The 26,451-nt window shown below is 60.9% G+C and carries 20 protein-coding genes and 1 tRNA gene; 16 read left to right on the top strand and 5 right to left on the bottom strand.

Annotated elements, in window-relative coordinates:
* The first annotated feature begins 156 nt into the window (after window positions 1-156).
* The 9 genes from CI603_RS06620 (at window position 157) to CI603_RS06580 (ending at window position 11,650) form a co-directional block, all read left to right on the top strand.
* Window positions 157-2,124 carry a heavy metal translocating P-type ATPase gene (locus CI603_RS06620; protein ID WP_121913521.1) on the top strand — a complete coding sequence of 656 codons (1,968 nt, stop codon included), beginning with the start codon at window positions 157-159 and terminating at the stop codon, window positions 2,122-2,124.
* A 117-nt stretch (window positions 2,125-2,241) separates the two neighbouring features.
* Window positions 2,242-3,708, top strand: a complete 1,467-nt coding sequence (locus tag CI603_RS06615; protein ID WP_121913520.1) for an FAD-dependent oxidoreductase — start codon at window positions 2,242-2,244, stop codon at window positions 3,706-3,708.
* Window positions 3,709-3,883: 175 nt separating this feature from the next.
* A complete protein-coding gene (locus CI603_RS06610; protein ID WP_121913519.1) occupies window positions 3,884-5,065 on the top strand; it encodes an ImmA/IrrE family metallo-endopeptidase in 1,182 nt (393 codons plus the stop codon).
* A complete protein-coding gene (locus CI603_RS06605) occupies window positions 5,062-5,655 on the top strand; it encodes a DUF4411 family protein (RefSeq protein WP_121913518.1) in 594 nt (197 codons plus the stop codon). Before CI603_RS06610 ends, CI603_RS06605 begins: the two co-directional genes overlap by 4 nt.
* Before the next feature lie 81 nt (window positions 5,656-5,736).
* On the top strand, window positions 5,737-6,672 hold the full coding sequence (gene htpX / locus CI603_RS06600) for a zinc metalloprotease HtpX (protein WP_121913517.1): 936 nt from the start codon (window positions 5,737-5,739) through the stop codon (window positions 6,670-6,672).
* 47 nt (window positions 6,673-6,719) lie between these two features.
* Window positions 6,720-7,379: a response regulator transcription factor gene (locus CI603_RS06595; protein ID WP_183122273.1), complete on the top strand. Its 660-nt coding sequence runs from the start codon at window positions 6,720-6,722 to the stop codon at window positions 7,377-7,379.
* Window positions 7,376-8,611: a sensor histidine kinase gene (locus tag CI603_RS06590; RefSeq protein ID WP_121913515.1), complete on the top strand. Its 1,236-nt coding sequence runs from the start codon at window positions 7,376-7,378 to the stop codon at window positions 8,609-8,611. The genes CI603_RS06595 and CI603_RS06590 overlap by 4 nt, the downstream gene beginning before the upstream one ends.
* Before the next feature lie 189 nt (window positions 8,612-8,800).
* On the top strand, window positions 8,801-10,645 hold the full coding sequence (locus CI603_RS06585) for a hypothetical protein (RefSeq protein ID WP_147438293.1): 1,845 nt from the start codon (window positions 8,801-8,803) through the stop codon (window positions 10,643-10,645).
* 132 nt (window positions 10,646-10,777) lie between these two features.
* Window positions 10,778-11,650: an ABC transporter ATP-binding protein gene (locus CI603_RS06580; RefSeq protein ID WP_121913513.1), complete on the top strand. Its 873-nt coding sequence runs from the start codon at window positions 10,778-10,780 to the stop codon at window positions 11,648-11,650.
* Here the strand turns inward: CI603_RS06580 and nagA are convergent.
* The 4 genes from nagA to CI603_RS06560 are packed head-to-tail and all read right to left on the bottom strand — an operon-like array spanning window position 11,641 to window position 16,164.
* The gene (nagA, locus tag CI603_RS06575) at window positions 11,641-12,948 is read right to left on the bottom strand and encodes an N-acetylglucosamine-6-phosphate deacetylase (RefSeq protein ID WP_121913512.1); all 1,308 of its coding nucleotides are present in this window, start codon (window positions 12,946-12,948) and stop codon (window positions 11,641-11,643) included. The two genes, CI603_RS06580 and nagA, sit on opposite strands and share 10 nt — an antisense overlap.
* Before the next feature lie 14 nt (window positions 12,949-12,962).
* On the bottom strand, window positions 12,963-13,751 hold the full coding sequence (gene nagB / locus CI603_RS06570; RefSeq protein WP_121913511.1) for a glucosamine-6-phosphate deaminase: 789 nt from the start codon (window positions 13,749-13,751) through the stop codon (window positions 12,963-12,965).
* On the bottom strand, window positions 13,748-14,854 hold the full coding sequence (locus CI603_RS06565; RefSeq protein WP_121913510.1) for an ROK family protein: 1,107 nt from the start codon (window positions 14,852-14,854) through the stop codon (window positions 13,748-13,750). Before CI603_RS06565 ends, nagB begins: the two co-directional genes overlap by 4 nt.
* Window positions 14,855-14,859: 5 nt before the next feature.
* A complete protein-coding gene (locus CI603_RS06560) occupies window positions 14,860-16,164 on the bottom strand; it encodes an AGE family epimerase/isomerase (RefSeq protein WP_121913509.1) in 1,305 nt (434 codons plus the stop codon).
* 298 nt (window positions 16,165-16,462) lie between these two features.
* Here CI603_RS06560 and CI603_RS06555 point away from each other — a divergent pair, with 298 nt between their 5' ends.
* From CI603_RS06555 to CI603_RS06535, 5 genes are all read left to right on the top strand, one after another.
* Complete coding sequence (locus tag CI603_RS06555) at window positions 16,463-17,581, top strand: ROK family protein (RefSeq protein WP_046322207.1); 1,119 nt, start codon at window positions 16,463-16,465, stop codon at window positions 17,579-17,581.
* A gap of 123 nt (window positions 17,582-17,704) precedes the next feature.
* A tRNA-Gly gene (locus tag CI603_RS06550) sits at window positions 17,705-17,775 on the top strand.
* Between the two features lie 600 nt (window positions 17,776-18,375).
* Window positions 18,376-18,609, top strand: coding sequence for a DUF2188 domain-containing protein (locus CI603_RS06545; RefSeq protein ID WP_045934889.1), 234 nt, complete (start codon window positions 18,376-18,378; stop codon window positions 18,607-18,609).
* A gap of 204 nt (window positions 18,610-18,813) precedes the next feature.
* Entirely contained in the window at window positions 18,814-19,623 is an 810-nt protein-coding gene (locus CI603_RS06540; RefSeq protein WP_121913508.1) for a hypothetical protein, read from the top strand.
* Window positions 19,624-19,654: 31 nt separating this feature from the next.
* Entirely contained in the window at window positions 19,655-20,410 is a 756-nt protein-coding gene (locus CI603_RS06535; RefSeq protein WP_183122272.1) for an alpha/beta hydrolase, read from the top strand.
* Window positions 20,411-20,416: 6 nt separating this feature from the next.
* Here the strand turns inward: CI603_RS06535 and CI603_RS06530 are convergent, their stop codons facing one another.
* Entirely contained in the window at window positions 20,417-22,648 is a 2,232-nt protein-coding gene (locus tag CI603_RS06530; protein WP_121913507.1) for a sodium:proton antiporter, read from the bottom strand.
* Window positions 22,649-23,155: 507 nt separating this feature from the next.
* On the opposite strand from CI603_RS06530, the gene CI603_RS06525 reads away from it, so the two are divergent.
* Window positions 23,156-25,954, top strand: coding sequence for an HAD-IC family P-type ATPase (locus tag CI603_RS06525; RefSeq protein WP_121913506.1), 2,799 nt, complete (start codon window positions 23,156-23,158; stop codon window positions 25,952-25,954).
* A 59-nt stretch (window positions 25,955-26,013) separates the two neighbouring features.
* Window positions 26,014-26,442, top strand: a complete 429-nt coding sequence (locus CI603_RS06520; protein ID WP_121913505.1) for a nucleoside deaminase — start codon at window positions 26,014-26,016, stop codon at window positions 26,440-26,442.
* The last annotated feature ends 9 nt before the right edge of the window (window positions 26,443-26,451 follow it).

Genomic DNA, 26,451 nt, shown 5'->3' with positions numbered 1-26,451 from the left:
GGGCCGCATCCGTCACTTTGGCGGGTGCGGCCCCTTGTCATACTCGCCGACCATCGCTGGTCCTGGCGCGGTATAGGCTTGAAATGTCAAGAGCAGAAGAGAGCCGTGATCCGGCTACGGCTGTCAGGTAGACAAGTCCGGAGCGGGGAAGTGGTCATGTCAAGAATCCTGGGTTTCGCCAAGAAGGTCCCCATGCTTTGGGTGGTGCTGGTCTGCGGGCTGGTCATGGGCCTGCTCTGGCACCCCTATCGCCAGGCTGCCCAATGGCTGGTCGCCGTCCTGGTGGCCGTCTCGTTGGTGGATACCCTCAAGGGGATGATCGATGACGTGCGCCAGGGCCACGTGGGCGTGGACATCCTGGCCGTGGTCGCCATCCTCTCCACCCTCGCTGTGCAGCAGTACTGGGCTAGTTGGGCCGTGGTCCTCATGCTCTACTCGGGCGATGCCATCGAGCAGTACGCCGGGAACAAGGCGCAGAACAATCTGACCGTACTAGTCCAGGCCGCCCCCCAGGTGGCCCACGTGGTCCAGGCAGACATGCCAGAGGGGGAGCATGCCCTTCCCAAGGAGAGCGACTGGAGCACGGTGGATGTCGATAAGGTCCGTCTGAACGACCTCCTGGTGGTCAAGCCCGGCGAGACCGTGCCCGTTGATGGCGAGCTGATCAGCCCGACCGCCACCCTGGACATGTCCACCATCAACGGCGAGCCCATGCCCCGCAGGCTCTACCAGGACGCCCAGGTCATGTCCGGAGCGGTCAACGGTTCGGGCACCTTCCTGATGCGGGCCCGGCAGCTGGCGCGGGACTCCCAGTACCAGCGAATCCTCAGCCTGGTGCGCTCCGCCCAGAACTCCCGGGCTGCAGTCGTCAGAACAGCCGACCTGATGGCGGTCCCCTTCACCGTGGTGGCCTTCATCATCGCCTGCGTGGCCTGGATCATCTCCGGCGTGCCGACCCGGTTCGCCCAGGTTCTGGTTCTGGCAACCCCCTGCCCTCTGTTGATTGCCGCCCCTGTGGCCTACATGGCCGGGACGGGAAGGCTGGCCAAGGCGGGGCTGCTGATCAAGACCCAGGATGTGATCGAGAATCTGGGCCGGGTCTCGCACATCTTTTTCGACAAAACCGGCACGTTGACCGTAAAACGTCCCCAGGTGTCCAAGATTGACCTGCCAGACGGTGGGAAGCAGAAGGTGGATACGGACCGGATTCTGGCCATGGCGGGTGCTGTGGAGTCCTACTCGGTCCACATCCTGGCCAATGGAATAGCCGAGGCCGGGGCCGCCGCCCAGGAGCGACTGCGGGCACAGGGCAAGGGAGAGGCCCATCTGCATGCGCGGGAGGTTCAGGAGGACTCCGGCAACGGGGTACAGGGCCAGGTCGACGGCCACCAGGTCAAGGTGGGCAGGGCCCAGTTCGTGGCTGACGGGCATTCAAGTGATTTATTCGGCCCCCTGGCGCCTGATGAGATGGCCTCCTACGTCTCTATTGATGGGGTCTTGGCCGCCAGGGTAGTCATGAAGGACGTGCCCAGGTCGGATGCCGCCCAGACCATCACCCAGCTACGGGAGTTGGGCATCACCCGTCTTTCCATGGTCACCGGCGACAAGGAGGACTCGGCCCGGATCATCGCCGACCAGGTGGGCATTACAGACGTGCATGCCGGCCTCTTCCCCGAGGACAAGGCCAATCTGATCGCCAAGGCTTCCAGGGAGGAGCCCAATCGGCAGCCATTCTGGGACATCTGGCTGTCCAAATTCCTTGGTGAGTCAGTGACCAAATCCATCACCCTGATGGTGGGGGACGGTGTCAACGATGCCCCGGTCCTGGCCGCCGCCGACGTGGGCATGGCCATCACCGACGGGACCACTACGGCCGCCTCCGAGTCCGCCCAGGCCGTAATCATGAACGACGACATCGCCTGTCTGTCCAGGTCGATCACCATCGCCCGCAGGACCAAGCGGGTCATGCTCCAGGCGGTCATGCTGGGGCTGACCCTGGCCACGGTGGGCATGCTCTGCGCCGCTTTCGATCTGATTCCGGTGGTTGTGGGTGCCTTTACACAGGAGGCCATCGATGTGGTTTCCATTCTCTGGGCCCTGACTGCGCTGATGGACCGGGACTGAGGCCATTCGCGACGCTTGGTGAAAGTCCCGGGGATGGAGCCCGATCGACCCTGTTTCCGACCCTTGCTTTGCGTTAGGCTGACAAGCATGAGCGATAATACTGTCAACGATTCCACCATGCCCGCACCGGCCCGCGGCGAGGAAGCCGGCTCCCCCCTGCGCGTGGCCGTCATAGGCGCGGGGCCTGCAGGGGTCTATGCCTCTGACATTCTGCTGCGGCAGCTGCGGGAGAAGGGTGCCGACCTGGGTCTGGGCGACCGGGCCCGTATCGATTTGTTCGAGAAGTTGCCCGTTCCCTTCGGCCTGGTCCGCTACGGCGTGGCCCCGGATCATCCCAGCATCAAGTACATCGCCGGCGCCTTGGAGAAGACCCTGGACAACCCCGAGATCCACCTCTATGCGGATGTGGAGTTCGGCAAGGACGTCAACCTGGATGATCTGCTTCAGCGCTACGATGTGGTGCTCTTCGCCACCGGCGCCGTGGACGACCGCCCTCTGGAGATCGCCGGCCATGAGCTTGATGGCGTTCACGGGGCCGCCCACTTCGTCGAATGGTATGACGGCTATCCCGAAGCTGACCAGGAGTGGCCTATGGATGCCAAGCAGGTGGCCGTCATCGGAGGCGGGAACGTGGCCATGGATGTCTCCAGAATCCTGATGCGCCGGGCCGACGACCTGCTGGGCACGGACATCCCCGATAATGTCTACCAGGGGATCCAGGGCAACCAGGCCCGCGAGCTGCACATGTTCATCCGTCGTGGCCCGGCCCAGGCCAAGTTCTCGGTCCAGGAGCTGCGTGAGCTGGAGAAGCTGCCTGGAGTGCAAATCGTCATCGACGAGGAGGACTTCGACCTGGATCAGGAGACCATCGATCGAGCCGGTGCCGACAAACTGACCCGGCAGATGCTGGAGGAGCTCTTCACCATCAGGGAGATGGCCGAGGACATGGCTGAGGACGGCGGTGTCGACTTCGAAGGCAATCCCGCCGACCGCCATTTCTATATGCACTTCTACCGGATGCCTGCCGCAATCATCGGCCAGGACGGCAAGGTGACCGGTATTCGCGTGGAGAAGACCAAGGTTACGCCCGAGGGCACCATGGAGGAGACCGGCCAGTACGAGGAGTACCCGGTACAGGCCGTCTACCACGCCATCGGCTACAAGCCTGCCGAGGTTCCTGGCGTTCCTTATGACTTCTCCGGCTACACCCTTTCCAACGTCCATGGTCGCGTGACCACTGCTCCCGAAGGGCAGGACGGCCGACCCATCGACCGTCTTTACGCAACGGGCTGGGCCAAGCGAGGACCTGTGGGGTTGATCGGATCCACCAAGTCCGATGCCCTGGAGACCATCGGCAACATGCTGGATGACCTGGCAGCCAGCCCGACTCGCGGCCGCTTTGCCCAGGACCGGGACGACGATTCAATTGACCGTTTCCTGGCGGGCAAGGGCATCCAGCCTATCGACTTCGCCGGCTGGAAGCGGGTGGATGCCTACGAGCGGGCTGAGGGTGCCAAGGTAGGCCGCGAGCACATCAAGGTCATCGATCCAGACCAGCTCCGCCAGCTCGCCCACGGCGAGTAGGCGATCGGTCTTAGATCGGCAGTGGCGGGGCCTGGATGAGGATTCATGAAAAATCCTCATCCAGGCCCTGTTTTCTTGATCTGCACTAGCATTACTGGGTGCTCACAGTAGGCGGATAGATCCGGCCCAGCTATCATTGTCGTTAGAGCCCCTCACGGAATCGAAGGAGCGTGGCATGGCTAATCTGACTCTCTATCCGGCAACCCTGCAGTGGGCCGTTGAGGAGAGTGATGCCGATCCGATGGCCCTGTCCCGGCGCCGGGGGCTTGGCCAGTTGCCGGATTGGCTGGAATCCAAGGAACCCGTGTCCGTATCCTTCAACAAGGTTGAGCAGCTCAGCAGGGCCCTGCATGTGCCTTTTGGCGCCTTGGTCAGGTCGGTTGTGCCCCAGCGTCGCCTTGAGCCCCTGGTCCGGTACCGTACCGTAGGCAATACGTCTGTGCAGCCGAGCAAAAACCTGCAGGACACCATCGACCAGATGCGATTCAGGCAGGAATGGGCCAGGGATGAATTGCTTGAATCCGGTTTGGACGCCAACCCGCTGGTCGGGTCGGTAGGGGATGCAGAGCAGGGCGATGCCCTGGCCGATGCGCTTCGCTCCACCCTAGGACTGAATGGGCGCTCTGCCTGGGAGGGCGGCAATTCCAGCGACCGCTTCCGTCAGATCAAGGAACGGGCATCTAATGCGGGCATTATGATTATGCTCAATTCCCAGGTGGGCTCCATGAGTTCTCGAAAGCTGGATCTTCAGGAATTCCGGGGATTCGTGCTGATCGACGACATGGCTCCGCTGGTGTTCATCAACAGAAACGATTCCTTTGACGGCATGATCTTCACCTTGATTCACGAGGTGGGCCATGTACTGCTGGGCACTCAGGAGCTCTTCGACGGCATTGGCGGCCAAGGGAATCGCAAGGCCATGGAGCGCGCTATAAACCGGGCAGTGGTAAAGGCCGTGATCGACGATGAGCGCTTCCGACAGGTGTGGCGAGAGCAGCTGGAAGAGGGGCAAAAGCCGGCCGATGCCGCCGAGTCCATAGCTGATGACTTCCACCTGAGTGCCTTGGCTATGGGCATACAAGCCCATCAGTTCGGCTTGACTGGCGAAGATACGCTTGAGGAACTGCAGACACGAATGGATCGGCATCTTCAGGACAAGGCAACTCGCCATCAGGATCGGGAACCCCATGGCAATGGCAACAGGACCAACGCCTCCAGGGTCGATACCGGTTTCGTCCGCCTGGTCAATGCCGCCATGGACGGGGGCAGATTGGCCCCGACTGAAGGCTTCGATCTGGTGGGGGTGCGTTCTCCGCAGTCTTATCAGGGTTTGATTCGTGAAAAGAAGCTGATATGACCGCTACTCTCTACCTGCCTGATTCCAACATCTTCATCGCCTCCTACCGGCTCAACCATCCTTTCGACTACAAGGAGTTCCACCCCTTCTGGCGATGGATGGAAAAACTGGCTGAGGACAGGTCGATTGCCATGGTGGATGTCGTCTACGACGAGCTGGTCAACGAGCAGGCTGCCGATCCCGATATGTTGGATCTTTGGGTGCGTGCAGTGTTCAAAGGCCGCCAAATAAGCCACAAGGACGACAGGTATGCGCAGGTATATGCGAAAATCCAGGATTATCTGGTCACCTGCGGGCAGTATACGGAAGGCTCGCGCCAATACTGGGAGTCAGAGGGCAAGGCGGATCCCTGGCTGATTGCCGTGGCCAAGGTCGAAGGGGCGGTCATTGTGACGGATGAGGCCCGAGTTCCGCTGCAACAGGGGCAGCACATGAAGAAAGAGCCCAAGATCCCTAACATCGCAGACCAGTTTGGGGTGAAGACCATCAATCTTCGCCGATTCTTCGATACCAACGGGAGGTTGAAGAAGGCCCAATATGTTCCTAAGCCTCGTGACAAGAAGAACGTAGATCCAATCGTATTGTTCTGAATAAAGAGGGTGGCATTGGCAGCTTCATCTTTTCAGCGGTCGTTCAGCAAAAATTCAGCGGCATTGTCTACCATGGAACCCATGAATGGCAAGCTGAAGGTTCACGGACATTTCAACGGCCTGAAAACGACGCTTTTGTTCGCCCTTATGTGGGCCGTTATTATGCTCATCTGGTGGCTGACCGGCGGTCGCCAGGGGACGCTGGGCATCTATATCCTCATAGGCCTGGCCACCACTTTCGGATCCTACTGGTTCTCGGACAAGGTGGCGATCGCCTCCATGCATGCCCGGCCGGTCAGCGAGCAGGAAGCTCCCGACCTCTACCGGATCGTCCGGGAACTGTCGGGGAGGGCTGGCAAGCCCATGCCCCGTATTTACATCGCTCCGACCGACTCTCCCAACGCTTTCGCTACAGGCCGCAACGAGCGCCATGCTGCCGTCTGCTGCACCCAGGGGATTCTGCGCATCCTCAACGAGCGGGAGATTCGCGGGGTGCTGGGCCACGAGCTCATGCACGTCTACAACCATGACATCCTGACCTCTGCCGTGGCTTCGGCCATGGCCACGGTCATCACTTACCTGGGATACTCCCTCATGTATTTCGGCGGTGACAGCCGGGACAGGGATAATGATTCCGGTGTCTTCGGCCTCCTGGGCGTGCTAATTAGCTCGATTCTGGCCCCTCTGGGTGCCTCCCTGATCCAGATGGCCATTTCGCGCACCCGTGAGTATGACGCCGACGAGGACGGCAGCCGGCTGACTGGGGACCCGGCGGCTTTGGCATCGGCTCTGAACAAAATATCCTACGGGTCTCAGGCTGCGCCTATGCCGCAGACCGCCGGCACCCAGAGCGCCGCCGCCATGATGATCGAGAACCCCTTCTCGGTCAAAGGATTCAGCAGGCTCTTCTCCACCCATCCGCCCACCGATGAGCGCATCGCCCGCCTGATGCAGATGAGTCAGGAGATGGGGCAGACCCAGGTGAATTCCGGGCATGGAGCCCAGGTGGGGTACTGAGAGGCCAAGCAGCTTTGCGTCCCTGTTGATAGGAGATGATACCTGGGATGACGGAGACCATCAATCTGGCCATCGTCGACGATCAGGAGCTGGTCAGAGCAGGACTGGTCTCGATACTGGCTGATGAGGACGATATCAACATTGTCGCGGATGCAGCCTGTGCCCGGGAGCTTCTGGAGCACCCTCGCCTGAGCGATGTCGATGTGGCCCTGGTTGACTGCCGTATGCCTGACATTGACGGGATTCGCCTCATCGACATCTTGCGTAAGAGAGGACTGAAAGCCCGATGCATCGCACTGACGGCATTCGACGAGGATGAGAACCTTGTGGGAAGTATCAAGGCTGGAGCATATGGGCACCTGCTCAAAGATGCCGATGCAGAGGAGATCATCGGCACCGTGCATAGGGTCTATAGGGGTGAACGCGTCCTCGGGACTGCAGAGTCGGGTAGGCTGATGAACCTCATCAGCAGGGAAGGCGAACCGTCGCAGCCTGTCAAAGCGGCGGGAGGAGTCGACGTAGCCGACGACTTCGATCGGACTGACCGTCAGATCATCGACATGATTGTGGCTGGTTTAACCAACAGGGAGATTGCCGATCATCTCTGCCTGTCCCTGGGCACGGTCAGAAACCGCGTCAGTAGCATTTTCGACAAAACCGGCGTGCGCAATCGCACCGAGTTGGCCATGACCTCAAGGCGGTCATGAGCCCGTCAGAACCTGAGCCGTCTCAGGAGCGGAAATCGGGGTCCCTCCCATACGTGGGCCTGGTGGAGGTCGCTTCGTTCTGCTGCTCCTTCCTGTGGTCAAAATATGGCAATCCTCTCAACTTCTTCCTCTTCCAGACGGTCATGGTGTCGGCCTGGCTGGGTTATAGGCTGATTCGGCGACGTATTCCTGCCCTCATTTGTGGGGGCCTTCTCATCGCGGTTTGTCTGGCAGCCACTCTCTTCGACAATCCGCCGCAGATGTTTCTCACCACCATCGTGACCGTGGATGTTCTCTTCGCCTTTCCGGAGATCTGGACCTGGGTCGCAGTAGGAGGGGAAATAGGGGTCTACATTCTGCATATGGCATGGAGGGGAGAATGGCGACGGGACTCCTGGGGCGATACGGTCCTGAACCTGGCTCTGATCGTCTTCTTCGCGGTGGCTTTCCTCTTTTACGCACGGGCCAGCCGTCTGCTCATTGAAAAGAACCGGCAGCTCGCCAGGCAGTCGCTCACAATAGAGAGCCTGGCCCTAGCTAAGGAGCGGGCAGAGATGGCCTCGCAGATGCATGATTCGATTGGTCAGTACCTATCGGCCATGCACATGGAGCTTGAGGCGGCGCAAAGGACCCTGCACAAGGGTTCATCCATCGACCGGGCCCTCACCCATGTGATCAAGGCCGAAGACATCGATAAGAAGGCACTGGTTCAGGTACGTCAGCAGGCCAGGGCTTTGAACCCGGCTGCCTTTGGCGGGGAGCTGACCAAGGAGTCAATTGTCGGTCTGGCAGACTCCTTTGAATCCACAGGTCTGCATGTGACCGCTACGGTGAATGGGAGCCTGGAGGGCCTGTCATCGCAGAATAAGGTCCTTATCTACCGGGCCTTGCAGGAGACTTTAACCAACGTGGTCCGTCACGCCCATGCCTCCTCCGCCTCGATTGTCATTGATCTGGCACCGCGAACCCTTCGCCTGTGTGTGACGGACGACGGGGTGGGTCCTGGCAAAGGGTCTGGTCGGTTTGTGCCGGGCTTCGGCCTGTCCTCCCTTGAGCAGAGGGTAAAGGACTTGGGCGGCTCCTTGCAGGTAGGACCGGCAGAGACAGCGGAGTCTTCCCACGGTACCAGGGTGATGCTTTCCCTCCCACTGACCGCGAATTCTGGCAGGTCACCTCTGCAAGGCAGCGGGCGCAGTGACACTTGTCCTCCTGATGGTGACATCTGTCGGTAGCATTTCCAATGCCTGTCGATATAGCTTGGCCCTATGCAATGGGCAGCAATAGGCGGTGAAAGGAAAGAACCCGGAACGGAAAGGGCTGAGGGGCGGAGTATTAGGGTCGGGTACACCCGCCTGGTGAATTCCTTGTGGAGGGGAAACCGCGGCCTGCAAATCCTGAACATCCTGGCTGGAGCCTGTCCCATGGCCTTGATCCTCCTGGTTCTTGAGGCCATGGTCCGGGGAGGAGAGGGAGCCGATTCGACCACTCCGGTAGTCATGGTAGCCATCTTTCTGGCATCTTCAGCTTCTGTTTCCAAGACCATCAGCGACCATGCCTTCACTGCTCAATGGGACAGGCTCATGCGCATCCGTCTGCTGGGCGCCTCCCCCTGTCGGCTCCTGGGCTCGATACTGGCCGTCCAAGGTCTCATGGCTGCCTTCTCAGGCCTCATTGGCGTGGCTCTGGGCGAACTGATGACGCCTCTGGCAAGGCCAGCCATGGCACGGCTGGACATGCTTTTGCCGGAGCATGGCATCCTGCCAAACCTCTCCTCCATTCTTATGACGGTCCTGCTTTCCGTCCTGTGCCAATGTCTGGGCGCCATATTGGCTGCAGTGAGGGTCATCCGAGCTCGGCCCGATTTGCAGTCCATGCCCCGCTCTTCCGGGAGACGGCACCGCGCCCTGTCTACTGCGGTCATGCTCCTGGTGGTCCTTGCGACTTGCTTGATGATCTACCTAAAGGGGACTGGAGCGGCCGCCGGTGGTATGGGCATCTTTTTGATTCCTCTCTTGGCATGGGCCTTGATAAGAGTGGGCAGACCCCTATTGAACCGGGCAGCGGGCGTCATCATGGCGGGTTACCCCAAAGGTCCCGTGGTCACCTTGGCTTTGCGCATTCAGGAGACCACTAGGACGGCCTCACTCTTCACGATGGTGGTCGTCGCCACTGCAGTCGCCTGCGGGCTTTTCGGCTTCTTGGGATATAGCGATGCCAATGCGCGCGCCTCTCTGACCAGGGCTCTGGCAGGAGGGTCTGTGATCAGCCCGGTCGGCAGTGACCGAGGGGCCCTGGATCATTGGGCCGCCTATGTTCGGTTGCGCGATGCTGATCCTCTTATTCTGGCTCCTGCCACCGTAGTGCCTATGGCAAAGGACGGTGGGGGATGCGACCGGCAAATACGCCGGGCCGCCTCCTACTATCGTGGTGCCTCACGCCTTCAAATAGATGGCGATCTGAGTCGGATTTTTCCGTCCGCAGTCCTGCATCCTGCGCGGGATAGTACAGGATTGGACGGGCTCGATGGGGTGGTGGCTTCCAGTCCGGAGGTGGGTGCGGGTCTGTCCCTCGGCGCGCCGGTCTGTATTGATGATGGGAACGGACCAGCTCGACGGAGTCGGATTGCGGCTATAGCTGACCTGCCGGGTGGAATGGGTCAGTACTTCATCCCCTCGCATCTATCTACTTCTACCTCCCGAAATGCATGGGAGACCGGATATGAACGTTGGGGCGGGTACACTCCCCTGGCTCTGGTTTCGTCACAGGCGGGTGGCCGGGAGGTGCCGACAGGGGTCGTTGACCAGACGGCTGAAGCATGGGTGGCGAATCTGCCGACTGGCAAGATCTATGCACAGACCGGAGGGGAGGGGATGAAGGAAATGGCCGTCATCGTCTACCCGGTCTTGGTCATATGTGCCGTGGGCGTCCTGTCGCTGATCTTCACCATGGTTGAGGAGAGGCATAGGACCAGGGCCGTGGCCGTCCTTCTTGATTTGGGAGCCTGGCGGTACGGATGCAGTGGGACGTTAAGGTACCTGAGTGAAGTCTTGCCGGCCTTCCTGCTGGCCTGTGCCGGTTCGCTCCTGGTCGTCAACCTCTGCTCTCACCCGCAGTCAGTCGAACTCTATGGAGGCATCTCCTTTTACTGTCCCGCTGGGCAGCTGGGCCTGCTTCTGGCGGTGGTCCTGACGATGGGGCTGGTGGCCCTGGTCGCCCACATGGTTTCCTATGTTCGTCTGGCCTGTCGTCTGGCCTGTCAGGGATGAGCAAAGCAGCCCGTGGTGGCGTGGAAATAAGTGAGAGCGCCATGAAACGAGACGGAGTCTTGCATTCGGCGGTTGTGAGCGAATGTTTTAAAAATTGCGTGTAAGAAGGTCGGACGCGAGAAGGAGGGATGTGTGGAAACAGGACATGATGGATGGGATGCAAGAAAATCTCAGGTAACTGCCCAGGGTGCGGGCCCAGACGGTGGCGGTACGGTCTTGCGGGCCATGTCTGTTTGCTACGACTACTCGGAAAATGGACGACGCAGGCATCGTCTGCTGGGAAAGTCGTATGACAGGAATGGGTCGGCACCTCAAATCGGGCCAGTCAATATAGAACTGCAAGATGGCTGTATTACGGCCCTGATTGGACCCTCGGGATGCGGGAAGTCCACTGTGCTCAAGCTGCTTGCCGGCATCCTGACCCCCTTGCGAGGCCAGGTCTGGTATGGGCATCGGGATATTGCTCGGCAGTCGGATTTTCGCCGGGCAAGGCTTCGCAGGACCGAATTCGCCTTCATTTTCCAGGATTACATGCTGGTCGATTCTTTGACGGTCGCCGAGAATATCATCCTGCCGAGGTCCTTGAATGGTTCAGCCACCGATGATGGTGCTGTACGTCGGGCTCTGGCCTGTGTGGACCTGCCGACCGGTGTAATGGGGCGAAAGGTGGGCGAGCTGTCAGGAGGTCAGCAGCAGCGGGTGGCCATCGCTCGGGCCATGATCATGGATGCGCAGGTTCTCTTCGCGGATGAGCCCACCGGCAATCTGGATCCCAGAGCCCGTGAGGACACCCTTGATGCCATCCAAGCAGCCATGAGTGCGGGACTCAAGGCCAGCCTTCTGGTCACCCATGATGCCAGGGTGGCTTCCAGGGCCGACAGAATTCTGCATATGCGGGATGGGAGGATTTGCGGTTCCTATCCCCATATGGATCAAGAGGATATAGAGCGGCTCCTTCTGTCCGGGTCGGAGCAGGAGGAGCCGCTGAGGTCGATTCAGAGTTGAATTCTGCGCCCGTTACAGACCACGGTTTTGACGGACCAGTCAGCCGGGCTCAAGAGGAGAAGGTCGGCAGCATAGCCGGGTGCCAGCATGCCCAGCGGAGCGTCGGTGATCGGGTTGGAGCGGTCCAGTCCCAAGGCTCGGGCAGGTGTCAGCGTGGCGGCTTCCACGGCCTGGGGGGCTGGCAGGCCGATGGCCTGGACAGCTCTGCCGACTGCCACATCCAGGGTCAGGGTTGAGCCGGCGATGGCCCCGTTGGAGGTCAGACGGGCGTGGCCGCCCTTCACTGTTACATCCAGGGAACCCAGCTTGTAGGTGCCGTCCTCGCAGCCGGTAGCCTCCATGGCATCGGTGACCAGGGCTATCCGATGGGGGAAGAGCCTGAAGGCCAGGTCGACGCAGGGGTCCTGCACATGGAAACCGTCGTTGATCAGCTCGGCCGTGACCCGGCGGTCCTCCACGGCGGCCGGAATGGGACCCGGCTGACGGTGGTGGATGCCGTTCATGGCGTTGAAAACATGAGTGAGTATGCGGGCGCCGGCATCGAAGGCACGACGGGTCTGATCGTAGTCGGCATCACAATGGCCGACCGCAGGCACCACACCGGACTTGGCCAGGCGGGAAATGGCCTCGTAGCCATGGTCACGCTCGGGGGCCAGGGTCACCTGGCGTATGCAACCGTCAGCAGCCTCCAGGAGACTGTCAAGCACCGCTGGTTCAGGATTGCGCAGACACTTAGGATCGTGCGCGCCCTTACGGGAGAGTGCGATGAAGGGCCCTTCCAAGTGGGCGCCCAGCACATCGGGTCTGGAGTCCATGACTCGCCTGACCGAACGCAGGTTGGTGCACATCGTGTCGACCGGGTTGGTGATCAGGCTGAGCACCTGTCTGGTGGTTCCATGGACCATATGGCAGGCCCTGGCAGTGCGAATGGCCTCGTCCCCGTCATCGAAGGAGTGAACCCAGCCACCGTGGGAGTGGATGTCGATAAACCCGGGAGTGAGGATGAATCCGGCTGCATTGATGAACTCAGCACCGCCCGCACTCACGTCATGGGTATCTGATCCAGGCTGGAAGGAGGGCGGCAGGCTGGGCAGTCCAGCGGCCCTCAGGGCGGATTCCAGGCTCTCTCTGCCTTGCCCGACCTGCTCAATCCTGCCATCCAGGGCCAAAATCCAGCTGTCTTCCCTGATTCCTCGAGCGTCTATCAGCCTTGCGCCGGTCAGGACAAGGGGATGGGCCGGTCCGTGGAGGGATGATTCAACCGCGAGCCCCGCCGACTCGTATGCTTCCTTGGACATGTTTGGTTTGCCTTCTAGATGGACTGCCAGTCAGGCTTGTTGGCATATGCCCACTTGTAGTAGTCACGGTTGCGCAGGCGGGATGCGGCGGCCTCGTCCACAATCACGGTGGCATGGGGGTGCATCTGGAGGGCGGAGGCCGGGCAGAAGGACGATATGCCGCCTTCTACGCTCTCGGCAACGGCTTCTGCCTTACCGGCACCAAAGGCCAGGAGAACCAGCTGGCGTGCCTTGAGGATGGTCCCGATGCCCTGGGTGATGCAGTGAGTGGGCACCTGGTCCATGTCATTGTCGAAGAAGCGGGCATTGTCGATGCGGGTCTGCTCGGTCAGAGTCTTGATGCGGGTGCCTGAAGCCAGGGAGGATCCGGGCTCATTGAAGCCGATATGCCCGTCTGTGCCGATGCCCAGAATCTGCAGGTCGACGCCGCCGGCATCCTTGATTGCCTGGTCGTACACACGGCCAGCGTCCTTGATGGTGTCCAGGTTTCCATTTGGCACCCGTACCTTGGCAGGGTCCAGGCCCAGAGGCTCGACCACGGTCCGGTTGATGGTGGACCGGTAGGACTGGGGGTGGGCCGGATCCAGGCCAGCGTACTCGTCCAGGGCGAATCCGCGCACCTGGGAGACATCGATACCTTCCTTGTGGACCAGGTCGGCCAGCGCCTGGTATGCCGCCAGGGGGCTGGACCCCGTGGCCAGACCCAGCACGCAGTCAGGCTTGCGCCGGATCAGGTCGGCTGTGCAGCGGGCGTAGATTTTCCCTGCTTCCTCCTGGGACTTGACGATGATGATTTCGGTCATGATGCGATTTCCTTTCCAATAAGCTCAGATGGGCGGCTGTCGACGGCCATGCGTCCTGCCAAGGCGGCACCGATGGCTGCGATGGGCAGGTCGGCTGGGGCCAGGCGCAACCGGTCGGGTAGCCTCAGCGAGGCGATGAAGTGGCTGCAGGCCGCGCTCTTATTCAGATGCTCGGTGACCAGATTCAGCAGGGGCTGGCCGGTTTTACTCATGCCGCCGCCCAAGATGATGACTGCGGGGTCTATAGCCAGGGCCACTATCTGGACAGCCAGGGCAATGCCATGGCCGATGATGTCCTGGACTTCCTTGGCGTGCTGGTTCCCCTTGCTTGCCTGGGCAATCAGGTCGGGCAGGGGGTGGGCGATTCCCGGCCAAAGGGCTTCCACTGCCGCACCTGAGGCCACGGTCTCCAGACAGCCACACTGGCCGCACTTACAGGGGAACTGATGGGCATCCACTGATATATGGCCAATTTCGCCGATTGCCCCGCTAGCTCCGTGTTCGATTCGACCCTCACGGATGATGCCCGCTGCCAGACCAGTGCCTAGGTTGATGAAAGCCACTACGTGGTCGTCTTGGTCGGGCAGGGCCCTGGGTCCGTCACGCCCAGGCTCTGATGCGGGTCGTCGGACCTGGTCCCGGGCAGCTTCGGAGTGGGGTGTGGTTTCAGGGGCTATCAGGGTGTTGTCAGCCTGCGAGGCGGCTCCCAGAGCAGCGATGTTGACATCGTTCTCGACGCGAACGGGCAGACCGGTCGTCTTGGCAACGGCAGGGCCCAGAGCCATGTGGCGGATTCCCAGATTGACTGCGTCGTCCACTATTCCATGGTTTGCATCCACGCGCCCCGGGATCCCCAAGCCTACGGTGACCGGACCCCGATTCGGGCCAACCGGATCCAGTAGGTGGCGGATAAGTGTCACGGTGTCGTCATGAACCGCTTGGTTACCCTTGCGCGTGGGTATTCGGTGGCAAGCCAGCAGGCGCTTGTCGCCGTCTATGGCCACGCCCTCGATTTTGGTGCCACCAATGTCAATTCCTAGGCTGATCGGACCGGCCTGGACGCTATCTGTATCCGCCTCGGGATGCGGGGTCGATGCTGCCATGGATTTCAGCGGGCCTGATCCTGCTCCGCCTGCCCCTGTCCGCAAGCCTTCTTGATGGCCGTAGCAATGGAGACCGCCGGGTCGTTGTAGGGGATCAGGGTGGACTGGAAGGCATGGTAGAGGTCGGACTTGCCGGGCCAGACCGTGCCGATTACGTGGTTGTCGGCATCCAGCTGATGCCACCAGGACCCGCCTTGGTGGTCAATCAGGTAATGGTCTACATAGCTGCAGAAGGTGGAGTACCAGTCAGCGTAGGTGGTCTTGCCTGTGGCTGCGTAGAGGGTGGACGAAGTGTTCAGGGCTTCGGCCAGGGTCCAGTGCATGCGGTCGTGAACCACCGGGCGGCCCTGCCAGTCCGTGGTGTAGACCAGGCCCTCGGCCCCGTCGGCGGCCCAGCCATCCTCAACAGCCCTGGCGAACAGGTGCTCGGCTGCCTCGATGTAGCGGCTGCGGTCGGCCTCCCGATCGAACTTGCTCAGGGCGTACTGGGTGATTAGCCTGGCCCATTCGATTCCGTGGCCCGGCGTGGCCCCGTAAGGCTTGAACTGGTCGGCCTTGTTGTCCTGGTTGTAGTCCAGGTCGGCCTGCCAGTCGCTGTTGAAATGCTCTGGGATGCGCCACTGGTTGTTCTCTGCCCAGCTGATGACTTGGTCGATGATGCGGCCGGCGCGCTCGCGATAATCCTCCTTGCCGGTGGCATCGGCCACGGCCAGGAAGGCCTCGGTGCTGTGCATGTTGGCGTTGAGCCCCCGGTAGGGGTCCAGACGGGTGAAGCCGCTGTCCCAGGTGTCGACGGCCAGGCCCTTGTCGTCATCCCAGAAGTAACGGTTGAAGATCTCCAGCGCCTGATCCAACAGGTCCTGTCCGTCAGGATCGCCCGCCAGCATGGCCGAAGAGGCAGCCAGGACTACGAAGGCATGGGTATAGCAAGTCTTGCCGCTCTCGGGCTGGCCCTGCCAGGAGACCGAGGGGTACCAGCCGCCGTGTTCGTCGTCGTGCAGGTTGCCTTGAAGGGCCTGAACACCGCGATGGGCCAGCTCCGATGCTCCCGGGTAGCCCAGGAGGCTGCCGATGGCGTAGACATGGGTCATCCTGCAGGTGATCCATGTCTGGATTCCCTGCTCGGGGTCGATGCTGCCGTCGTCATTGAGCCAGCCGGCGCCGCCCTGCTCGGTGGGGAACCCCCGCCCGAAGTCCAGGAAGCCATAGGTCTGCGAGGCCATGAAGATGCGGTTGGCTTCGTTGCCCAGCAGATATCGGGGATTTATGGCGGACGGTGAGGCTCCCGAATGGTTCGGTGTCGTGGTCATGGCAATCGCTCCTTTGCTCAGCGAGGGGATGCAGCTGTTTCTGGTATCTGTTCATAGCCTAACACGTAATTGTTAGGAAACTGAACTTTTTGTTGACTGCCCCGTTGTCTTGTCTATGATGCTAGTGCGCAGTCTTGAAAAATGAACCGCTCTGGTGTCGCAATGACGAGGTCTGAGCTTGCCCGGAAAAGGGCGTTTACAATATAAGATGCAAGTATGGATGGGCGCGGTCACGGGGTTCAAGGCCCAATCCCCACGGCGGGTCCCCGTCCCCGCATTATTTATCGTCAGGTGAATCATGACCATCAATACCGGCAACCTGTCCAAGGCGTTGCCTGAGTCGGTGCGGCAACACAACCGAGCCATCCTGCTTAGGCTGCTCTATCCTGATGTCAGTATGACCAGGGCTGACCTGGCCCGAGCCTCCGGGCTGACCAGGGTCGCCATATCAGACATCGTGGCCGAGCTGCTGGGTGAGCATTTGCTCATGGAAGTTGGTTATAGCAAATCCACCGGGCCGGGCAAGCGTGGACGGCTATTGCGCATCAATCCCGACGGGCGAAGCATCCTGGCCCTGGACCTTTCCACTCCTTATGTCTTTAGGGGAGCGGTGCTCAACCTGACCGGACAGGTGGTGGCGCGTGAAGAGATCCCTCTGACCACTGACGGCAAGGTCCCTCTGGACTTGGTGGGGGAGTTGTCCGATTCGCTGATGCAACGGGCGGCCCATCCCATCATGGGCATCGGCGTATCTAGTCCCGGAATCGTCAGTGCTGAAGGCGTGGTGGACGATGCCACCAACCTGGGCTGGGTTCAGACCGACCTGCGCGGCTATCTGCACGAGAAGACAGGCCTGGAGGTGACGGTCAACAACGATGCCAACAACGAGGTCCTGGCCGAGCGGCAGTTCGGCTCAGGTCAATCCGACCTGCTGCTGGTCCACCTAGGCAACGGAGTCGGGGCAGGCTTGCTGGTCTCTGGCGAGCTGGTGACCGGTTGCAACCGTGCAGCCGGTGAGATCGGTCATGTAGTGGTGGACCCAACTGGTCCTCAGTGTCGCTGCGGCAAGCGCGGCTGCCTGGAATCCTTGATTAGCGTTCCCAGGCTGACTGCTGCGATGGATCGGGATCCTGACAATCTGGCAAGCATTCTGCGGCGGGCTGGTGAACTGCTGGGCCGCGTCCTGACCATGCCCGCCGGCCTTATGGACATTCCTCGCGTGACTGTTCTAGGGGACTCCAGGGTGGTCAACCGCATCTTCCTGAGCGCCATGGAGAAGACTATGAATGATGCCCTGGCCACTGATTTTCGGCGACCTCTTGTGGTTGACCGCTCGGCCTTGGGGGAGGATGCCGCCTTGCTCGGGGCCTGCTCCACAGTGGTGGCCGACCTGATTGAGCCTGACGGCACTGTCTGAAAGTGGATTGAAGACCTTGCTCGCAACCGTGCTCGGAGTTGGTGATTCGCGCACATCGCCGAGACCTGCTACCATGGTGACTCGCATGCGGTTGGCCGGGGCCTGACCCCGGTAGCCGGATTTGCGGGCGTAGTTCATTGGTAGAATGGAAGCTTCCCAAGCTTCAGAGGCGGGTCCGATTCCCGTCGCCCGCTCTCCTTTCTAGAAATTCACCATTGGTATTGACGTTTGGGTTTGGGAAGTTTTCAACTTTGGCAAAGATAAGCTCTTGAGTGCGTCTGGTGCTGATCGGCTTCCTGCCAAGGATGATGTAAATACCCGTACTCAAGCATATGCTGCGTTCCTTGCGAATCCATATAGTTAGACGTTAGATGAAACCGATTGACTTATAGTCGGTGGACAAGCGTCAGCAACGGCGTTTTCTCACTGGGGAATATCGCTGACATCTATCGAGAGAAACAGTATCTAAGCCAGACTATGCAGTGACGTTCACACTGCCTGAATATGCACCCACCCCAGACCTTGTATCCAAATGGGTTGCTACGCATCCATGGTTTCGTCCCACTTGAATCACCTCATAGGAATTGCTCTGGTCATTTTATTTTCTTGTCCATAATCGAATCTGCCGCATTCGGCCTAAAAGTTGCAAGCCTGACAACAATGGGGAACCCCCTTTTCTAGCTCCACCGTTGATGAACAATATTCCTGAAAATTCTGGAGTGTCGAAGCACGGTGCCTCAGGCCGGGCAGTGGAAGATGAGGGGGTACAGGGAAGTATGGAAAGGACGGCCATCATGGCTGATTATCACGTGCAATACGACGGGGATCGCGATCTCTGGACAGTCAAGCGGGCCGGTGCCTCACGCGTCTCTCGCACTTTCGCTACCAAGGCGGAGGCCACCAAGCAGGCCAAGGTCTTTGCAGACCGGTCCGGCGGCGGTGAGGTCAACATCCATAACAAGGGTGGCAACAAAATCCGCGACAAGCGCACTATAGGCAAGAAGGATCCTCGAGACATCAAGGGCTGAACGCCAACTGAGCTCTGGGACTTTTCGCCGTCATCGGGCCTGTGCTGGTGCCGAACGTTGCGGCGATAAGTAACTATGCGCTTCTGACTAGGTCCATTTATCAGCCCGGCAGGATGTTGGGATGGTGAAGCATTGGCCGCCGTCGCTGGTCTGTATGTGTCCGTCCCCATAGACTGAAACCAACCGTGAAAGGTGGCGAAGTCGATGGCCGATGGATTCAACCAGCTGGATCAGCGGCTGGCGGACAGCGGGTATGACGAGGGTCTGCCAGCCTCCTACCCTCCCCACCCCGGTATGGACGAGCGTCCTATTCAGATAGCCCATGCCAACATCTGGAGTCGGTTTGCCGCGGTTACGGGACTGGTCTCAGCCCTGGCGGGCGCGGCCTTGCTGGCCCATGCCATAGCCCCCTCCAGACTGGGAGTCATAGGTCAGGTGGGCATTTCGGCCTGGGTGGGTGTCTCCGTCGCCTTTGCCTTGTTGACCATAATCCTGGTCGTCATAGCCCGTCATTCCGGACCAGTCCCGAATCGGCCATCGGTAGGCTCGGCGGGCATCATTCTTTTGGTTTGCGGAATGCTCTTGACAGTGGCAGGCCTGCTTATTGCCAACTCTTCCCCCAAGGGCATCATCAAGGCTCCTGCGCGTGACGAAGCGCCCATCAGCTCGCCCCAGGCCATGACCGGCGGTATCGACAAGGCTGCTGGCCAGTGCGCTTCAGGTTGGCATGACATCGGCTTGGACGGGTATGTGGGCATCTCCCAAGCCCGATATTGCACGGATACGACCATGGCCTACGTGGTCTTCGACAACGATTCAGCGGCCTCCTTGGCCAAAGGGCCTATCCGCGCTCGCGTGCCTGATCTGATCTCCCGCTATGGAGGCGGGTTGCAGCCCCAGGATCTATGGCTGCTGACCGGCAAGCGTTGGATGGTGGTGGGCAGCAAGGCCCAGGTGACCGGACTGCAGAGCCAGTGGGGTGGCCAGGCCGAGCCACTCATAAGTCAGCATTGAATGACCGGGCCGGTCGACTATCGTGGCAGATATGGATCAAGCACAAAAGGATAACGACGGATTGGTGGGTCGGCCCTCCACGGTGGTGCCCGGACGTTTTGGGCAGGAGCTCAAGGTCGAGCAGGTCCTTTGGTCCCGCAAGCAGGGCACAGCCAACCCCTCGCGGCCCATTTTTGTACTCATGCACGGTTGGGGCTCCAATGAGGAGGACATGGCTGACCTGATGCGCTACGTGGCTCCTTACAACGACTACGCCTCCTTGCGGGCACCCATGGTGGTGCCTGGCAGCGAGCGCGGCATGTTCGGCCCGGGCTACACCTGGTTCCACGATATGCGTCCCGAGCAGGAGGATCTGGATAGGGATGGCTATGCAGCAGCTCGGGCTGTGGATGCCTGGGTTTCAGCCAACATCCCCGAGGACCGACCTGTAGTGGCCATGGGCTTCTCCCAGGGAGCCATGCTGGCTGTTCACCTGCTTCGGGTCAATCCTGAGCGCTACCGGGCCTCCATATGCCTGTCCGGGTTCCTGGCTCCAGGCCTGGTGCCCGGTACTGCTCCTGCGGATGAGCGCCTGGCTGGCTTGAACAAGCCGGTCTTTCTGGGCTTCGGTTCGGATGACACCACGGTGCCCAAGTACGAATTCCGCGCCCTGGCCGCCTGGCTGGACGAGCACGTATGGCTGCACACCAACGAATATGACCACCTGGAACATGCCGTCGACATGCGCGAGATGAACGACCTTCGCCAGTGGCTGGGCGAGATTGACGTGACCTCGGGCCTTATGTAGATCGGCTCACAGGGCCGAGTCAGCGTCAACCTGCATGACGTAGACATTGCGGCGCATCTTCCGGGCTGTCGTGCGGGAGATTTCCCCGGATTCGACCATGTCCTGGATTTGGCTCAGTTCGATGGCGTAGCCCTCGCGCTTGGTCTCCTCCAGCTGATCCCTGATGGCAGGTATGCCCGCGTATTCGGTCTTTCCCTCCGCCGAGGATTCGATCATTTGGTGGTTGATGATGGTGTTCAGCAGATCCTCGGTCTTGAAGCGGCCCTTGCCCAGCTCGGAGTAGAGCTTTTCAATCAGGAAGTGGTTCATCTCTGCCTGCAGGTGGCGCCCGGCAACGAAGACCTGGTCCTTGTCGATTGGCTGGGTCAGGTGCTTCAGGCGGTGGAACTGGCTGTGCAACAGCCCTCTGAGTCGTCTGCGAGCCGTGTAGGCCCTCCAGCGCAGCTCCCCGCCCCTGTCCAAGTGGAAGAGGGACCCGGATATGGTGGACAGGATCCTGCGGGCGGCCTGTTCCTGGCTGCGCAGATTCAGCAGTTCCTCCTGGTCGTCTCCCCGTTCACTGCGCCGGTCGATCAACTGGGCATCGGCATCCCTGTCGGCTACGGTCTCGGCCTCGGTGCTGGGTTCGGCCTCGGTCTGGTTCCCGGTGGCAGACTGCGTTGATGCAGGTGTCTGTTCTATGCCTGCGTCTTCGCTTCTGAGCCGCTCCTCCAGCTGATCCTGGGCTTCTTCGATTCGGCTCAGCCGCTCCTCCATATAATCCTGTTCCCACTCCATGGTCTGCACCTGCAGGTCCTGGAAGTCCTTGGGGGAGTACTGGCCGATCTCTGACTTGAGCTTGGCGATGCGGTGATTGTACTGCTTGATTACCTGCTGGACGGCCAGCCGGTTCTCGTCTGTAATCCTGCTGGAGAGTTCCCGGACCGTGCCCCTGAGTACCTTGATGGATTTCTCGACCTGCTGGGCCGGTACCTCGCTGCTCTGTGAAGGAGCCAGCAGGGGCAGGGCGAAGTTGGCCAGCACCAGGGTGACGATGATGACCCCGGCGGCCACGAAGATCAGCTCGCTGCGCATGGGGAAAGCCGACCCGTCGTCGGTCATATAGGGGATGGTCAGCGCCAGGGAGAGGGTGATGGTTCCCTTGGGGCCACCGAAGGTCATGACGGCCGCCGACCTCAGGAGTTTGGATGTGATCCGTGGCCTGCTGCCGGTTTCATGGTCCTTGGTGAAGATCAAAACGCTGGCCGTCCAGAGGAAGCGCAGCACGATCACGGTCAGGCAGACCAGAGTGATGGTGGCTACCAGCATCCAGTTGCTGACCCGCCGGTCTCGCCAGCTGGTGCCCATGGCTGCCGGCAGCAGCATGCCCAGAAGGACGAAGACCGCACCGTTGAGGCTGAAGGAGAGTACCTTCCAGACGCTGGACGAGACGATGTTGGCCTTGGAGGTATTGGGTCCTACTCCGGTGTGGTCGAAGCGGATAAGCAGTCCGGTGGAGACCACGGCCAGGATTCCGGACACATGCAGGATGTTCTGCCCGAGCAGGTAAATCAGGAAGGGCAGGAAGAGCTCCAGCAGAATCCTGGTGGTGGTGGTTTCCCAACCCAGGCGACGAGCGGACTCAAAGAGCCAGTTGACCACAAAGCCCATGATCAGGCCGAAACCGATGCCACCCACGAACTCAACGAAGAACTCGCCCAGGGCATGGGGCAGGGAGAATGAGCCGGTCACGGTGGCCAGGATGGCAAACTGGAAGCCGATGACGCCGGTGGCGTCGTTGAAGAGCGATTCGCCGGCCAGGATTGAATGTTCGTCCGGTGTCAGGTCGGCGCTCTCGCCCAGGGAGGAGACGGCCACGGCATCAGTGGGTCCCAGGGCGGCGCCCAGGGCCATGGCTGCAGCCAAGGGGAACATGGGCCAGGCGGCATGCAGGATGACGCCCACCATGAGCATGGTCAAAGCAGCCAGGCCAATGGCCAGGGAAAGGGATGATCGCAGCCCCTTGAGCAGCTCCACCTTGTTGATGGTGTGGGCCTCGTAGTAGAGCAGGGGCGCGATGAAAAGGACCATGAACAGCTGGGGATCCAGCCGCATCCGCGGGAAAATGGGCAACAGGGCCATTACTGCGCCCAGGACGATCTGGACCAGGGGGGTGGAGATTCGGGGAATGAATCTGGAGATGAAGGAAGAGACGAGGACGGCAGCAAGTATGCACAGAATGAGGATGAATGTTTCCACGGGCTTCCTTTCCGCCACGCAATCCCGGACGGGCTGCCGCAGACCCGACTGCAGGGTTCGTTCGGCCAATGAAGGAATCTCCGAGTACAAGGTCGCATGAGGATCGACGTCGCACCGTCCATTATACGGAATCGTGATATCCAGGAACAGTATTAATGAACAATGTGTACTAAGTTGACACCTCAAGCCAAAACGGTGGACAGACTGCGCTCGCGATAGGCGAACATTTGTGAAAATCCGGTCCGGGCACTCCTCGTAAGCGCATGAAAACCGGCTTAATCGGTATACTCATGAAGACCGGGAAGGCTCCGAACCTCCCAGAGGTGCACCGCTTGCGGCGGCTACCATGGAGCCCCATCTCTTGACCCCGGGGACTTGCGCGCACGCTATTGTTTCCCCGATGCTTTTGGACATACCCCGGTCCAAAAGGAAGATTGCAAGAAAGACTGCAGAGGGTCGCATGCGGGGACAAATGACCGATCCGGTTTGGAAAGGCCAGGTTGACCGATGACATCATCCATCACATCTACAGATATTAAGAATCAGAACACAGCGGCAGCAGGGGCTGACATGCGTTTCGACGACACCGACTGGCATAGCCTGGAGACCTCGGCTGTGCTGGAGACCCTGCACACCGGGGACCAGGGTTTGGATACGCAAGAGAGCGCCCGCCGACTGGAGCTCTTCGGGCCCAACAGTCTGGCCGAGGCCCAGGCCAAACCCCGATGGAAGCTCTTCCTGGAGCAGTTTGCCGGCCCCCTGATCGCCGTCCTGATGGTCTGCGGCATCATCACCATTTTTCTGCAGCACTATGTGGACGCTGCGGCCATTTTCCTGGTCCTTTTTCTCAATGCCATCATCGGCTATGTGCAGGAGTCCAAGGCCGATAAGGCCGTGGAGGCCCTGACCACTTTATCTACCCCCAACACACGAGTGGTGCGTCAGGGCCGGATGGAGCAGATTGACGCCGACCAGCTGGTGCCAGGCGACCTGGTCCTCTTGGAGAGTGGCGACCGCATTCCCGCCGACCTGAGGCTGATCGAGGCCCTCCACCTGCGCATCGACGAGGCCATGCTGACGGGCGAGAGCGAGGATGCCAAGAAGAATACGGACCCCGTGGACCGTGATGCAGCCCTGGGCGACAGGCGCTGCATGGCCTTCTCAGGCACTATGGTCACTAGCGGTCGTGGACGAGGGCTGGTGGTGGCCACCGGTTCCGATACCGAGCTGGGCGAAATCAACGATCTGGTCCATGTGGCCAAGGGCCGCACGCCCCTGCAGCGGATCATCCACGGCACCGAGGTGGGCATCGCCATCGCCGTCATCTTGGTGGCCGTCTTCGTCTTCATCGGCGGAGCCATCCTCAATGGCGACGCTACGGGGGCCTTCCTGTCTGCAGTCTCCTTGGTGGTCGCCTCCATGCCCGAGGCCCTGCCCATCGTGCTGACCGTGGCCATGGCCTTGGGAGTCTCAAGGATGGCCGAATACCATGCCATCGTCCGCTCTCTGCCGGCCGTTGAAACCCTGGGTTCCATCACCGTCATCGGCTCGGACAAGACCGGCACGCTGACCCAGAACCGCATGACCGTGGAACAGTTCACTCTGGGCGGCGGCAAGCCAGTCCCCGTCGAGGGCATGGACCTGGGCGCAGAGGCTGTATCCGACGACGATCGTATGCGCGGTCTGGCCGCCCTTGCTCGGGCCGGGGCTCTGACCAATGAGGCCCACCGGCAGCCGAATGAACAAGGCGGCATCGAATACAGCGGCGACGCGGTCGATATGGCCATGGCCCGCCTGGCTGATCAGACCGGGGCTGTGACCACCGAAGATTTGGACGCTCCTATCGTCATGGAGACCCCCTACGAGCCGGAGCTGCTCCACTCCATGACCATCCGCCGCAGTCCAGACGGCACCTTGACCCAATATGTCAAGGGAGCCCCGGACGCGGTCATGGCCATGAGCCGAACCATGCTGGACCCGGATGGCCAAGTCGTCCCCCTGGATACCCAGGCCGTCCACAAGTCCTACGAAGCCATGGGTTCCCAGGGGCTGCGTGTCATAGGCGTGGCCAGCAGGGTCCTTTTCTCTGACCAGGATCCTGCTTCCCGCCGTCGACCTGACGACCTGACCTTCCTTGGGCTGGAGGGTATGCTCGACCCGCCTCGACCCGGCGTGCGCGAGGCCATTGCCGAATGCGCCGGGGCCGGCATCCGCGTGGTCATGATCACCGGCGATCACCCGGTGACCGCAGCTGCCATAGGCCGCCGCCTGGGTCTGGAGCACACCGACCAGGCGCTGACCGGCAGTGAAATGCTGGAGATGAGCGACGAGGTCCTCCGGGCCCGTCTGCGTGAGACCTCCATCGCTGCCCGCGTCTCCCCCCAGGACAAGCTGCGCATTGTGGAGGCCCTGCAGGACGAGGGCCATGTGGTGGCTGTGACCGGCGACGGCGTCAATGATGCCCCAGCTCTGAAGGCGGCTTCGGTGGGCATCGCCATGGGCCGTTCCGGCACTGACGTGGCCCGGGAGGCCAGCGATGTGGTCCTGACCGACGACAACTTCGTCACCATCACCCAGGCCGTGCGCCAGGGGAGGGTCATCTTCAAGGCCATCCGCGGGTCCGCCTACTTCCTACTGTCCACGGCTGCAGCCGCCATGATCGCCGTAGGGGTCAATGTCATTGCCGAGGAGCCCCTGCTCTTCCTGCCCCTGCAGATGCTCTGGATCAACTTCGTGACCAACGGTGTCCAGGACATCGCCTTGGGATTCGAACCGGGCAACGGCGATGAGCTGGAGTCGCCCCCGCGTTCGTCTGGAGAGGGTCTGCTCTCGCGGGTGCTTTGGGCGAGACTTGCCGTCTGCGGGCTCTGGATGGCCACCTGCATCCTGGTTCTATTCCGCCTCAACATCAACGCGGGGATGGATCTGGCCCACGCCCGGACCATGGCCCTGACTCTGCTGGTTCTCTTCAACTTCTTCGTCGCCATGTCGGCCAGGTCTGAGAACAGGCTGATCGTCCAGCTCAACCCCTTGGACAACACCTTCCTCCTGGTGGCCTCGTTCGTGGCCTTGGGCATTCATGCGGGGGCCATGTATCTGGCTCCGGTTGCAGGCGTTCTGGGTATGGCCCCGCTGAGCGCGAGCCAGTGGCTCATCTGCCTGGGGATTGGACTGACGGTCCTGATTTTCAGCGAGGGCGACAAAATGGTTCGTGCCTTCCTGGCCAAACGTGGCATCGACACGTCCGGGCGGCCCAAGGGCCATCTGCACCATGTGCGCCGCCGCATCGCAGGCATGATCAACTGAACTGACCTGTCGGGCTGGACTGCCAGACTGAACCCGTGCAAGAACGGTGGAAGGCACCCATGGAAGAGGCCCTGCGACTGGCTGGCATAGCCGGAGACCGTGGGGACGTACCCGTGGGCGCCTTGGTCTTGGATGCCACGGACCGGATCATCGGCCGGGGCTTCAACCAGCGGCAGGCCCTGGGCCGTCCCCTGGCCCACGCCGAGATGGAGGCCATCGAGAAATCCGAAGTGGGCTGGGATCTGGCAGGGTGCACCATGGTCGTTACCCTGGAGCCCTGCCCGATGTGTGCAGGAGCCCTGATGGCCTGCCACTTCAGTAGGGTGGTCTTCGGCGCCTGGGATCCCAAGATGGGAGCCTGCGGGTCTGTCTGGGATCTGCCCCGTGACCCGCACACCGGATCAAAGGTCGAGGTGCTGGGCGGTGTATGTGAACAGGCATGCGCCGGAATTCTTGCCGACTTCTTCGCCCGGCACCGCCAGAGTTGAGACTTCTTT

Source organism: Bifidobacterium sp. wkB338 (genome assembly GCF_003688325.1).
Taxonomy (GTDB): domain Bacteria; phylum Actinomycetota; class Actinomycetes; order Actinomycetales; family Bifidobacteriaceae; genus Bombiscardovia; species Bombiscardovia polysaccharolytica.
Note: the sequence above shows the minus strand (reverse complement) of the source record. Positions and strands in the feature narration are given on the sequence as shown.

What these genes read in the sequence shown, in the direction of transcription:
- htpX (WP_121913517.1), top strand. Translation starts at nt 5,737, where the DNA reads ATGAATGGCAAGCTGAAGGTTCACGGACATTTCAACGGCCTGAAAACG.
- nagB (WP_121913511.1), bottom strand. Translation starts at nt 13,751, where the DNA reads ATGACCGAAATCATCATCGTCAAGTCCCAGGAGGAAGCAGGGAAAATC.
- CI603_RS06535 (WP_183122272.1), top strand. Translation starts at nt 19,655, where the DNA reads ATGGATCAAGCACAAAAGGATAACGACGGATTGGTGGGTCGGCCCTCC.
- CI603_RS06590 (WP_121913515.1), top strand. Translation starts at nt 7,376, where the DNA reads ATGAGCCCGTCAGAACCTGAGCCGTCTCAGGAGCGGAAATCGGGGTCC.
- CI603_RS06610 (WP_121913519.1), top strand. Translation starts at nt 3,884, where the DNA reads ATGGCTAATCTGACTCTCTATCCGGCAACCCTGCAGTGGGCCGTTGAG.
- CI603_RS06565 (WP_121913510.1), bottom strand. Translation starts at nt 14,854, where the DNA reads ATGGCAGCATCGACCCCGCATCCCGAGGCGGATACAGATAGCGTCCAG.
- CI603_RS06525 (WP_121913506.1), top strand. Translation starts at nt 23,156, where the DNA reads ATGACATCATCCATCACATCTACAGATATTAAGAATCAGAACACAGCG.
- nagA (WP_121913512.1), bottom strand. Translation starts at nt 12,948, where the DNA reads ATGTCCAAGGAAGCATACGAGTCGGCGGGGCTCGCGGTTGAATCATCC.
- CI603_RS06545 (WP_045934889.1), top strand. Translation starts at nt 18,376, where the DNA reads ATGGCTGATTATCACGTGCAATACGACGGGGATCGCGATCTCTGGACA.
- CI603_RS06560 (WP_121913509.1), bottom strand. Translation starts at nt 16,164, where the DNA reads ATGACCACGACACCGAACCATTCGGGAGCCTCACCGTCCGCCATAAAT.
- CI603_RS06620 (WP_121913521.1), top strand. Translation starts at nt 157, where the DNA reads ATGTCAAGAATCCTGGGTTTCGCCAAGAAGGTCCCCATGCTTTGGGTG.
- CI603_RS06615 (WP_121913520.1), top strand. Translation starts at nt 2,242, where the DNA reads ATGCCCGCACCGGCCCGCGGCGAGGAAGCCGGCTCCCCCCTGCGCGTG.
- CI603_RS06555 (WP_046322207.1), top strand. Translation starts at nt 16,463, where the DNA reads ATGACCATCAATACCGGCAACCTGTCCAAGGCGTTGCCTGAGTCGGTG.
- CI603_RS06540 (WP_121913508.1), top strand. Translation starts at nt 18,814, where the DNA reads ATGGCCGATGGATTCAACCAGCTGGATCAGCGGCTGGCGGACAGCGGG.
- CI603_RS06520 (WP_121913505.1), top strand. Translation starts at nt 26,014, where the DNA reads ATGGAAGAGGCCCTGCGACTGGCTGGCATAGCCGGAGACCGTGGGGAC.
- CI603_RS06585 (WP_147438293.1), top strand. Translation starts at nt 8,801, where the DNA reads ATGGCCTTGATCCTCCTGGTTCTTGAGGCCATGGTCCGGGGAGGAGAG.
- CI603_RS06605 (WP_121913518.1), top strand. Translation starts at nt 5,062, where the DNA reads ATGACCGCTACTCTCTACCTGCCTGATTCCAACATCTTCATCGCCTCC.
- CI603_RS06595 (WP_183122273.1), top strand. Translation starts at nt 6,720, where the DNA reads ATGACGGAGACCATCAATCTGGCCATCGTCGACGATCAGGAGCTGGTC.